This is a genomic window from Mesorhizobium sp. M2C.T.Ca.TU.002.02.1.1, from assembly GCF_003997225.1.
The window spans coordinates 1-10,887 of sequence record NZ_RZTO01000118.1; the positions used below are offsets into that span (position 1 = coordinate 1).

Here is a 10,887-nt window from a genome sequence, read left to right on the forward strand (position 1 = left end):
GAACGCTGTCGGCAGCGGCCGCGACCTGCTGGTTGAGCCGGCCCGCGGCGTCGCGGAACCGGCGCGCCAGCGCGTTGTCGGGCACGATGCCCAACCCGACTTCGTTGGAAACCACGAACCACGGCCCGCGCGGCCGCGACAGCGCATCCTTGAGCCGCCGGCATTCGGCCTCGATATCATGATCGGCCAGCATGTGATTGGTGAGCCACAATGTCAGGCAATCGATCAGCGCAGGTTCGTGATTCGGCAAGGCCCCGATTGCGCCGACCAGATCGAGCGGCGCATCGACGGTGACCCAGCCTTCGCCCCGCCGCGATCGATGCAGCGCGATGCGCTCGCGCATCTCGTCGTCATAAGCCTGAGCCGTGGCGATGTAGGTCCAGGGCGACGGGTTAGCAGTCGTCAGCTTCTCGGCATAAGAGCTTTTTCCCGAGCGGGCACCGCCCAGGATGAAGGTCAGTTTCCGATCGGAAGCTCTATTGCCGCTCGCGGCTGTCGCGCCGGTCATTCCTGCCTTCACCTTGGATGAACATTGTCGTTGCCATCACGCCGACGGCACGACTTTAGGCAGAAGCCCTCCTGCCGGCAAACCAAATTCCGCCACCGCCCGGCGCGATTGCGGCACGACCGCTACGAGCTGGCGATCCGGGCGGCGACCAGCTGCTGCAACCGCCACAGATGCGCGTCATGGATGCCGCGCTGCTCGAGATTCTTCACCGTGTTGTAGAGATAATCGGCGCCCGAGCCCCAATGGCCGCAGGAGGTCGCCAGCCTTTCGACAACCGCCTCCTCGCTCAACGGACCGGCATAGGTGGTCCCGTTACGGTTGATGACGAAGGCCAGCGCCCGCAGCGGCCCGCCATCGCTCGTCATATTGAGCAGACGCGGATGGTAGCTGGTCGGCTTCAGCGTCACCTCTCTCCGCAAGAGCTTGTCGAGTTGCTCGCGCCGATCGCCGTCGCCGAGCCGAAAGGCGACGCCCTTGCACTGTCCGCCCCGGTCCAGCGCCATCATCAGGCCCGGGCTTTCCTTGGTGCCGCGCCAACGCGTCATCTTCATGCAAAAGGATCTGTGCCAGCCGCGCAGCAGCGCCACCCGCTCCTCGACATGCTCGATCTCGGGTTTCCAGATCAGGGAACCGTAGCCAAACAGCCAGAGCGGTTCGTTGGCGGGAAGCTGAGCCTCCAGCTTGCGTGTCATCGCGTCATAGTCGGTGTCATCCAGATGCTCGGCATCGGGATCGGGCCCGCTATCCTCGACAACCCGAAAGCAGCGGGCGACCAGTTCCTCGGTGAGCGACATGGTTCTTGGCAGCATGCGCGCGACCTTAGGGTTCCTGCGCGATCGAAACAATGCCGCCGCCTTTCGATTGACAACTCCCTGGCCTGGGTGTCGGCTGGTCGTCAGTCAGGGAGAAGCCCATGCAGCCCAATCCGAGCGAACGCGATCCTTACAACGGCCTGACCAGCCTCCAGCCGACCTTGCCGTCGGCCGCCTATTGGGACGCCGACGCCTATCGGCGCGATCTGGACGCCATCTGGTACCGAAGCTGGCTGATGGTCTGTCGCGAGGCGGACATCGCCGAGCCCCTAGCCTTCCGCACGGTGCGCATCGGCAGCCAGGAGATCGTCGTGCTGCGCGACGAAACCGGCGCCTTGCGCGCCTTTCACAACACCTGCCGTCATCGCGGCTCGCAGCTTTGCCAGGAGAGCGCCGGACGGCTGAAGGCCAGGCTGCTCACCTGCCCCTACCATGCATGGTCCTATTCGCTGCGCGGCGATCTCGTACGCGTGCCGTCGAAATCGCTGCCCGAGGGCTTCGACAAGGCCGACTATCCGCTTTACCGCGTAGCGCTCTCGGTCTGGCGCGGCCTTGTCTTCATCAACCTTGCCGAGGATCCCGCCGGCTCGGCGGAAAGCTCCTTCGATCGGGCCTCCGGCGATCTTTCCAACTGGCCGCTGGAAACGCTCGTCACCGGCCACCGGCTCACCAAGGTGATGAACTGCAACTGGAAGATTTTCTGGGAGAACTTCAACGAATGCCTGCACTGCCCGGGCGTGCATAAGGATCTGTCGCGGCTGGTGCCGATCTATGGGCGTGGCCTGATGACGAGGCATGACGACCCCGAATGGGCGCGCCACGCCGACAATGACGGTCCGGAGTTTTCCGGCCGCCTGCGCGCCGGCGCCGAGACATGGTCGCGGGATGGCCATGTCCACGGTCCTGTCTTTTCCGGCCTGACTCCGGCCGAACGCGCCGCCGGCCAGACTTATGCCACCTCGCTGCCCTCGATGTTCATCGTCGGACACATCGACTACATGCGCACCGTGCGGCTGGCCCCGCTCGGCCCCGAGCAGACCGAGCTCACCGCCGAATGGCTGTTCGCCCCGGATGCGCTGGGAAAGACCGATATCGACAACATCGTCGCTTTCGGCACCCAGGTGCTGGAGGAAGACGCCGCGATCTGCGAGGTCAACCAGAAGGGGCTTCGCTCGATGCGCCATCAGACCGGCGTGCTCATGCCGGAGGAATACGATTTGCACCGCTTCCATGATTGGCTGCGCGGCTGCCACGCAGCCTTCAAAACGCCTTCGGCAGATAGCGCCAGGTGACGAGGCCGCAGAAGGCGGCCAGGATGCCGAGCGTAACGAACACCGATCCCAGCCCAAAGAAGGTAAGCACGACCGAATAGACGAGCGGCGGCGTCAGCTCGGAGAAATCGAGATAGGTGCGGTAGACCGCCGCCATCTGCGCCTTCTCGTAAGAACGCACCGAGCGCATGAAGGCGGTCGAGCCGAGCGCGTCGAGCGCGATGGTGAACAAGGCGCCGCAGAGCAGCAGCGCGCCGGTGAGCAGCGGCGCGGCCTCGCCGACGCCGCCTGCGGCGAACAGCACCGCCGACATGGCGAAATAGGCGAAAGTCATGACGCGCCTTCCACCGAAGCGTTTGCCGGCCCTGCCCCAGAAGATCGCCACGAACAGAAGCGCGTTGCCGGCCGAAACCAGCAAGCCGCCGGCGAGCTCGCCCTGGCCGGTGATCACCATGAACAGCGGGCCGTAAACGAAGAAGGTCGTCCAGAAGCAGGACCGACCGAAGGCGATCAGCCAGGCAAGCCTGAGCCTCGGTTGCTTCACGAAGCGGCCGATATTGGCAAGCGGATTGGCCGGGCGCGTCTTGCCGCCAGGCCGGATCGACCGGTTGTCGCTCAGCCGATAGAACCAGAACAGGCAAAGCAGCGCGAATGCAAACACCACGACGGCGCCATGCGCGGCATAGATGCCGAAATGCGTGTAGAGGAAGATGCCGAGCGTCGGCCCGCCCGTCCAGGCAAACATCGACCACGCCATGCGCAGCGATTCCGCCTGCATGAAGTCGGTCTTGCGGATGTGGTCCATGATGTACAGGTTGAGCGTGATCGACAGCGCGCTCGCCCCCATGACGCGGCACAGCATGCCGGCGATCTGACCAGGCAGCGTGTGGGTGACGAAGAAGGCGGAGCCGATCGCCAGCAGCACGCAGCCGGCCGTGTAGACCCAACGCCGGGCGAAGCGGCGGATCAGCATCGGCATGAACAGCGTGACCGAAAGGCCCATCAGCGACACGATGGTGTAAAGGATCGAGACGATCCGCTCGTTGTGCAGGATCTCGTAGGCCTGGATTGGGATCACGCTGGAGATGGTGGCGCGGGCGAAGGATTCCACCGCATAGAGCGAAGCGAAGGTGCGCGCATCCGCCGGCCGCAGGGCCGGAAGCCAGATCGGATGGCGCACATGGGTGGACATCGGCCCTCCGGAACGTGAATCACAATGCATGTCGCCCAGCAGTGTGCTGCGGTTCTGGGGCAACGACATGCATCCAAACTTTGTCAAATCTGGCCGGACCAGCCGCCGGCCAGTAGCAGGAAACCGACCCGGAGAGGCCGAAAAGCGAAGCCTGCCAAAGGCTTTCCGCCTCTGGCCTAAAGCGAAATTTCATGGCTGCCATGAAACGCATTGATGGCCGCCTGCTTATGTCGTCGGCTCGAACCGTGATAGTCGTTCGGCAGGACTGAATCGGATTGCGAGATCAATGAGCGTTCAAACGACCGGCGAACCCGTTCAGAACACCCAAAAGCAGGGCCGCATCCAGGCCATCGATATCCTGCGCGGCATCGCGCTGATCGCGATGGCGAGCTACCACTTCACCTGGGACCTCGAAAATTTCGGCTACACGACGCCCGCCCTCACCGCCTTCGGCTGGTGGAAGTTCTACGCGCGCTGCATTGCCTCGACCTTCCTGTTCCTGGTCGGCGTCAGCCTCTTCCTCGCTCATGGCAAGCAAATCCGCTGGCCGGGCTTCTGGAAGCGCTTCGCCATGGTCGCAGTCGCCGCGGCCGCTATCTCGGCCGTCACCTACATCGTCACGCCGGACGGTTTCATCTTCTTCGGCATCCTGCACGAGATCGCGCTGGCGAGCCTGCTCGGCCTCGCCTTTCTCAGGCTGCCCTGGCTGCTGACGGCGATCATTGCCGCGGCCGTCATTGCCGCCCCTTACTATCTGCGCTCGGAATTCTTCGATCATCCAGCGCTGTGGTGGGTCGGCCTTTCCGCGACCAACCCGCGGTCCAACGACTATGTGCCGCTTTTCCCGTGGTTTGGCGCCGTGCTTGCAGGCATCGCCGCGGTCAAGCTCGCTTCCGCCACAGGCCTGCTCGCCCGCCTGGGGACATGGCTGCCCGGCCGCTGGTCGACCCCGCTGACCTTCATCGGCCGGCACAGCCTCGCCTTCTACCTCATCCACCAGCCGCTTCTGTTCGGCTCGGTGTGGCTTTTCTCGCAGGTCATGCCCGCCGCCCCGCAGGACAAGGAAGCCGGCTTCCTCCCGGCCTGCCAGACGCAGTGCGAACAGCAGCGGGACAGCAAGTTCTGTACGAGCTATTGTGGCTGCATGCTGGACACGCTCAAGGGCGAAGGGTCTCTCGACAAGCTCTACGCCAACGACCAGTCCAGCGTCTGGAAATCGCATCTGGCCGACCTCGCGGAAACCTGCACCGCCGCGACCGAGGACCAGGTGGAGGGAGGGCAGCAATGACGGGCATCGTGAAGCCCAGACACGGGATCATTCCCTGGCCGCCGGTGATCTATGTCGTGGCGATTGCGGCGAGCGTCGCCCTCGGCATGCTCTACCCGCTGCCCTGGATCGGCGACATCTTCGGCGATCTCCTGTTCGGCGTCGGCTGGGTGGCGCTGTTCGGCGTCGCCATGCTCTGGATCACCGCCATCCGCGCCATGTTCAGGGCCAAGACGACGCTCGATCCCAACGCCGAGCCCGATCATCTGGTGACGTCGGGCCCCTTCGGCATCACCCGCAATCCGATGTATCTTGCCAACACGCTGCTTTTGATCGGCGTCGCCTTCATCACCGGCATCGCCTGGTTCCTGCTCTTCGCCTTCCTCGCCGCCTTCGCGACGCAGAAGCTGGCGATCGAGAAGGAGGAAAAGATCCTGGCGGCGAAGTTCGGCAAGAAATACCGCGACTATGCAAAAAGGGTGCGGCGCTGGATCTGAGGCGGCTTCCGCGATGACGGCCGCTTGGTGCGATCGGACCGCACACCTAGGCGATTAACAACTGCACACCTCGGCGATTGGCAGGGGCATCCGCGACTTCGTCATGTATGGACGGCGCAAGGAGCGAAGCGACGCGCGCAGACCCTAGAATCCATTCCGTGACGCTAAGGCATTGCAACGGTTCAGAATTCTGCTCCGCTGCACCCAACGATCAAGGTAACGGCATGGATCCCAGGGTCTCCGCGACGCCGCTTCGCGGCTGCTCCGCCCTGGGATGACGAAGCTCGAAAGCTCCGGCCAATCTCGAAAGTGTGCGACGGTTAGCCCTCGTCTGTCAGGGTACTACGTATTCACACCCAGCTCCGCCAGCCGCTCCACGCACGACTCTTCGGCCTGGTCCAGTTCGGCCAGCGTCTCTTCCAGATCGCGCCGTTTCTGGCGCAGGTCCTCACGCTTTTCCTCGATGCGTTTGATCATCAGCTTGAGCTGGCCGACCTCGCCGGGCGGCTCCTTGTACATCTGGATGATCTCGCGGATCTCGTTGATCGAGAAGCCGAGCCTTTTTCCCCGCATGATCTGACGGATGAGATGCCTGTCGGACGGCCGAAACAACCGCGTGCGGCCGCGCCTCACAGGCTGCACCAACCCCTCGTCCTCGTAAAAACGCAATGTCCGCGTCGACACGTCGAATTCGCGTGTCAGCTCGGTGATCGTGTAATATTCCCGCATTCCCGCTCCCAAGCCCGGGCATCGCCGCTTGGAGCGTCGCCCTTCCCTCCGATTAGACCCATCCCGCGCCGGAATCGGCACGTGACCCCGGGGCAACCTCGCACGGCATTTACGTAAAAGTCAATTAACGCCGGCTTGTTGGTTTAGGGCACTCTAAACCACCACGTCGCCAGTCCGAGGAAGGCAAAGAAGCCGACGCAATCCGTAACCGTCGTGACGAAGACCGCCGAGGCCACAGCCGGATCGATCTTGAAACGGTCGAGCACCAGCGGGATGAGGATGCCGGCAAGCGCGGCGGCAAACATATTGATGATCATCGCCGCCGCGATGATGCCCCCCAGATTGGGGTCGTGGAACCAGAAGCCCGCGACCATGCCGATCAGCACCGCGAACACCATGCCGTTGATGAAGCCGACACCCAGCTCGCGGCGGATGATGCGCGCGGCGTTGTAGATATCGAGGTCCCTGGTCGCCAGCGCGCGCACGGTGACGGTCATGGTTTGCGAGCCGGCATTGCCGCCCATGCCGGCAACGATCGGCATCAGCACCGCCAGCGCCACGATATGCTCGATCGTGCGGTCGAACAGGCCGATGACCGAGGCGGCGAGGAAAGCGGTCAACAGATTGACCAGCAGCCAGGGCACGCGCGAGCGCGAGGTGGCAAGCACCGTGTCGGACAGCTCTTCGTCACCGACGCCACCCATGCGCAGAAGGTCCTCTTCCGCCTCTTCCTGGATGACGTCGACCACGTCGTCGATGGTGAGCACGCCGACCAGCCGCCCATTCTCGTCGACCACGGCGGCGGAGAGCAAATTGTACTGCTCGAACTCGCGGGCCGCCTCTTCCTGGTCCATCGTGGCCGGGATCGCGTGCAAGGTCTCATGCATGACGTCCTCGACCTTGACCGCGCGTTTGGTGCGCAGGATCTGGTCGAGATCGATGGCGCCGACGAGCTTGAAGCTCGGGTCGATGACGAAGATCTGGCTGAAGCGCTCGGGCAGGTTCTTGTCCTCGCGCATGTAGTCGATGGTCTGGCCGATGGTCCAGAACGGCGGCACGGCGACGAACTCGGTCTGCATGCGCCGGCCGGCCGTCTCTTCCGGATAGTCCAGCGCGCGTCTGAGCCTGATGCGCTCGGTGAAAGGCAACTGCGACAGGATCTCGTCTTGGTCTTCCTTCTCGAGGTCCTCGAGGATGTAGACGGCATCGTCGGAATCGAGCTCCTGCACCGCTTGCGCGATCTGCTCGTTGGGCAGGTTGTCGACGATGTCGAGGCGGATCGCCTCGTCGACTTCGGTCAGCGCCGAGAAGTCGAAATCGGAGCCGAGCAACTCGACCAGCGCGCGGCGCTGTTCGGGATTCAGCGCCTCCAGCACGTCGCCGAGTTCCGACTGGTGGAGGTCATCGACTTCGCGCTTGAGGGTGAGCGTGTCGCGGTCGGCGATCGCCGCGCCGATCTGGGCGAGGAAGGAGGCGCGCACGGCGCCGTCCTCGCCATAGATGTCGGCGTGCTGCTCCTCGGCGGGCGCGGCGCCGGTCGTCTGTCTGTCCTGGCCTTCCACCAGCGCCTCCCGCAACGAGGAATCCCGAAATGAGGTCTAGTGCATCATCCCGAAAAGGGGAAACCGCTTTTCGGGAAATCCAAACCCTGTGCGGCAGATAGCGCGGCAATGGGATTCGTCCTGGAAAGATGTCGCTCTAGCGCGCGGAATAGCCAAGGAAATGTGGCTTTGCCTTCGCCTGGCGACCGCTCGGGAACAGTGCGGCGCATCCGCGTCGCAGGCGTGACAATCGCTTCAGCCGGCGCGACAGTGCATGTCGCTGGGGAAAGAGCACCCCTTCCCCATTGAGGCAGAATTGTCGTGATGGATGATCCAGCAGGATCAGCGCATCGCCAAACGCTCCGAGGACAAACGCTGCCCTTGAACATCAAGTCTGGAAAGACGAGCGGAGGAATTGCCGAGCGGCGCGTTCGCGTGGTCGTTGCCGAACGCAATCCATTCGTGGTTTCGGCGCTGCGCGAAATGCTCGAATGCGACGGCCGTTTCGATTTGCTCGATTCCGTGCACAGCGGCGCGCAATTCCTGGAACTGGCCGCCGCCACGACATTCGATGTCGCCGTCGTCGGCTGGAAGCTCGCCGACATGGATGGCGCCGATGTGCTTACGGAAGTTCAGAGCCGCGAGCTTGGCGTGCGCATCACGATCTTTTCCAACGACCACGACATCGGCATTCTCAAGCAATGCGTGCGCCTGGGCGCTCAAGGCTACTGCTTCCAGTTCGACGAGCCGCCTGTGATCTTCGAGACGATCTTGGCGGTCGCGCATGGCCGCATCTGCATTCCCTATATCGACATCAACAAGGTCAACGACACGCCCTTGTCCCGCCTCACCGTGCGCGAGCGGGAGTTGCTGGCGGTGCTTTCCGACGGATGGACCAATCTGCAGATCGCGACGCGGACCGGGATTTCCGAGAACACGGTGAAGTACCACCTGAAGAATCTCTACGACAAGCTGGACGTCCGCAACCGCGCCATGGCCGTCGCGCTCTATTCCAGCGAGAAACAACGCACGCCCAAATCGCCTGTCGGGTAGGCTCACCGGGTAGGCCAATCGGGTAGGACCATCCCACCCGCAAGAGCAAACAACTTACCCGGCAAGGTGTTGTTGCCGGGCCTCATCGAAACGAAACTGCCTCCACTATCCCAAACGATCGGAGGAGTTTCGCGCATGGCTGGGTTCACGCATCTTTTCATCCCGGGGCCCACCAACATTCCCGAGCAAGTCCGGCAGGCGATGAACCTGCCGATGGAGGATATGCGCGCCGCCTCCTTCCCCGACCTGACCTTGCCGCTGTTCGATGACATCAAGCGAGTCTTCAAGAACGAGACCGGCCGCGTCTTCATCTACCCCTCCTCCGGCACCGGCGCCTGGGAAGCGGCGATGACCAATGTGCTCAGCCCCGGTGACAAGGTGCTGATGTCGCGCTTCGGCCAGTTCTCGCATCTGTGGGTCGACATGGCCGAGCGCCTTGGCTTCGATGTCGACGTCATCGACTGCGAATGGGGCACGGGCGTTCCGCTCGAGCTCTATGCAGAGCGGCTGAAAGCCGACAAGGCGCACCTCATCAAGGCGGTGTTCTGCACGCAGAACGAGACCGCGACAGGCGTCACCAGCGACGTCGCCGGCTGCCGCGCCGCGCTCGATGCTGCCAACCACCCTGCCCTCCTCTTCGTCGATGGCGTCTCCTCGATCGGCTCGATCGACTTCCGGCAGGAGGAATGGGGCGTCGACTGCGCCGTCTCTGGCTCGCAAAAAGGCTTCATGCTGCCGGCCGGCCTCGGCTTCCTGTCGGTCAGCAAGAAGGCGCTTGCCGCCGCGCGGGTTTCGACGCACCGGCGCTGCTATTTCTCCTTCGAAGACATGATCCGCGCCAACGATGGCGGCTATTTCCCCTACACGCCGGCGACGCAGCTGCTGCGCGGCCTGCGCGCCTCGCTCGACCTGATCGAGGAGGAAGGGATGGACAACATCTTCGCGCGCCATCATCGCCTGGCCGAAGGCGTGCGCAAGGCGGTCGACGCCTGGGGTCTGAAGCTCTGCGCCAAGACGCCGAAATGGCATTCCGATACGGTCAGCGCCATCCTGGTGCCGGAGGGCATCGACAGCGGCGACGTCGTCAAGCGCGCCTACCAGGCCTACCGGACATCGCTCGGCGGCGGCCTCAACAAGGTGTTCGGCAAGGTCTTCCGCATCGGCCATCTCGGCTGGCTGAACGAGGTGATGGTCTGCGCCTCGCTGTCGGCGGCCGAAATGGCGTTGCTCGATTGCGGCGTGCGCCTGGCGCCGGGTTCGGGCGTGGCCGCGGCGATCGAGCATTTCCGCCGCACGGCCGACGTGCCTGTCGCCAAGGCGGCGTGAGGGCCGCACCGTGAGCCACACCATCAATCACCTGAAGAAACTGCGGCTGCAACGCAGCGAGCTGGCTGTGCCCGGCTCCAGCCCGGAAATGATCGACAAGGCGGCGAACAGCGGCGCCGACTTCGTCTTCCTCGACATCGAGGATGCGGTGGCGCCACCCGACAAGGAGCGCGCCCGCAAGAACATCATCCAGGCGCTGAACGACATCGACTGGCGCGCCAAGGGCAAGACCGTCTCGGTGCGCATCAACGGCCTCGACACCCACTACATGTACCGCGACGTCGTCGACGTCATGGAACAGGCCGGCGACCGGTTGGACACCATTCTCGTGCCGAAGGTCGGTGTGCCGGCCGACCTCTATATGGTCGAGGCCATGGTCAACCAGATCGAGATGGCCAAGGGTTTCAAGACCCGCGTCGGCCTCGAGGCCCTGATCGAGACGGCGTTGGGCATGGCCAATGTCGAGGCGATCGCCGCCACGCCCGGCCGGTTGGAAGCGATGCATTTCGGCGTCGCCGACTATGCCGCCTCCAACAAGGCGCGCACCGTCAACATCGGTGGCTTGAACCCCGACTATCCCGGCGACCAATGGCATTTCGCCCTATCGCGCATGACGGTCGCCTGTCGCGCCTATGGCCTGCGTGCCATCGACGGACCGTTCGGCGACTTCTCCGACCCGGAAGGCTACATG

Annotated in this window: 11 protein-coding genes; 6 read left to right on the forward strand and 5 right to left on the reverse strand. The window is 63.7% G+C overall.

Going from position 1 to position 10,887, the window contains the following annotated elements:
- Together cobU and EOD07_RS09055 are read right to left on the reverse strand one after the other, a co-directional pair.
- Positions 1-508, reverse strand: a 508-nt coding sequence (cobU, locus tag EOD07_RS09050; RefSeq protein ID WP_127235176.1) for a bifunctional adenosylcobinamide kinase/adenosylcobinamide-phosphate guanylyltransferase, incomplete at its 3' end; no start/stop codon positions are given.
- 122 nt (positions 509-630) lie between these two features.
- A complete protein-coding gene (locus tag EOD07_RS09055; protein WP_127235177.1) occupies positions 631-1,317 on the reverse strand; it encodes a gamma-glutamylcyclotransferase in 687 nt (228 codons plus the stop codon).
- Positions 1,318-1,421: 104 nt separating this feature from the next.
- Here EOD07_RS09055 and EOD07_RS09060 point away from each other — a divergent pair, with 104 nt between their 5' ends.
- Positions 1,422-2,612 (forward strand): aromatic ring-hydroxylating dioxygenase subunit alpha, encoded by a 1,191-nt coding sequence (locus tag EOD07_RS09060; RefSeq protein WP_127235178.1) that lies wholly within the window; start codon positions 1,422-1,424, stop codon positions 2,610-2,612.
- On the opposite strand, the gene EOD07_RS09065 is transcribed toward EOD07_RS09060, so the two are convergent.
- Entirely contained in the window at positions 2,581-3,783 is a 1,203-nt protein-coding gene (locus tag EOD07_RS09065) for an MFS transporter (RefSeq protein WP_127235179.1), read from the reverse strand. The genes EOD07_RS09060 and EOD07_RS09065 overlap by 32 nt on opposite strands.
- Before the next feature lie 286 nt (positions 3,784-4,069).
- Between EOD07_RS09065 and EOD07_RS09070 the strand changes: the two genes are divergently transcribed.
- On the forward strand, positions 4,070-5,071 hold the full coding sequence (locus EOD07_RS09070; protein ID WP_127235180.1) for a DUF1624 domain-containing protein: 1,002 nt from the start codon (positions 4,070-4,072) through the stop codon (positions 5,069-5,071).
- Complete coding sequence (locus tag EOD07_RS09075) at positions 5,068-5,547, forward strand: isoprenylcysteine carboxylmethyltransferase family protein (RefSeq protein ID WP_041007616.1); 480 nt, start codon at positions 5,068-5,070, stop codon at positions 5,545-5,547. Before EOD07_RS09070 ends, EOD07_RS09075 begins: the two co-directional genes overlap by 4 nt.
- Before the next feature lie 342 nt (positions 5,548-5,889).
- Here EOD07_RS09075 and EOD07_RS09080 read toward each other — a convergent pair whose 3' ends face one another.
- Together EOD07_RS09080 and mgtE are read right to left on the reverse strand one after the other, a co-directional pair.
- On the reverse strand, positions 5,890-6,276 hold the full coding sequence (locus EOD07_RS09080) for a MerR family DNA-binding transcriptional regulator (protein WP_027168973.1): 387 nt from the start codon (positions 6,274-6,276) through the stop codon (positions 5,890-5,892).
- Between the two features lie 143 nt (positions 6,277-6,419).
- Complete coding sequence (gene mgtE / locus EOD07_RS09085) at positions 6,420-7,838, reverse strand: magnesium transporter (protein WP_127235181.1); 1,419 nt, start codon at positions 7,836-7,838, stop codon at positions 6,420-6,422.
- Positions 7,839-8,198: 360 nt separating this feature from the next.
- Between mgtE and EOD07_RS09090 the strand changes: the two genes are divergently transcribed.
- From EOD07_RS09090 to EOD07_RS09100, 3 genes are all read left to right on the forward strand, one after another.
- Positions 8,199-8,870, forward strand: coding sequence for a response regulator transcription factor (locus EOD07_RS09090; protein WP_245469978.1), 672 nt, complete (start codon positions 8,199-8,201; stop codon positions 8,868-8,870).
- A gap of 135 nt (positions 8,871-9,005) precedes the next feature.
- Entirely contained in the window at positions 9,006-10,196 is a 1,191-nt protein-coding gene (locus EOD07_RS09095; RefSeq protein WP_127235183.1) for an aminotransferase class V-fold PLP-dependent enzyme, read from the forward strand.
- Between the two features lie 10 nt (positions 10,197-10,206).
- On the forward strand, positions 10,207-10,887 hold a 681-nt coding region (locus EOD07_RS09100), incomplete at its 3' end, for a CoA ester lyase (RefSeq protein WP_164772136.1).

Excerpts from the sequence above, each read along its gene's own strand:
- EOD07_RS09055 (WP_127235177.1), bottom strand. The coding sequence starts at position 1,317 with ATGCTGCCAAGAACCATGTCGCTCACCGAGGAACTGGTCGCCCGCTGC.
- EOD07_RS09060 (WP_127235178.1), top strand. The coding sequence starts at position 1,422 with ATGCAGCCCAATCCGAGCGAACGCGATCCTTACAACGGCCTGACCAGC.
- EOD07_RS09075 (WP_041007616.1), top strand. The coding sequence starts at position 5,068 with ATGACGGGCATCGTGAAGCCCAGACACGGGATCATTCCCTGGCCGCCG.
- EOD07_RS09095 (WP_127235183.1), top strand. The coding sequence starts at position 9,006 with ATGGCTGGGTTCACGCATCTTTTCATCCCGGGGCCCACCAACATTCCC.
- EOD07_RS09070 (WP_127235180.1), top strand. The coding sequence starts at position 4,070 with ATGAGCGTTCAAACGACCGGCGAACCCGTTCAGAACACCCAAAAGCAG.
- EOD07_RS09065 (WP_127235179.1), bottom strand. The coding sequence starts at position 3,783 with ATGTCCACCCATGTGCGCCATCCGATCTGGCTTCCGGCCCTGCGGCCG.
- EOD07_RS09080 (WP_027168973.1), bottom strand. The coding sequence starts at position 6,276 with ATGCGGGAATATTACACGATCACCGAGCTGACACGCGAATTCGACGTG.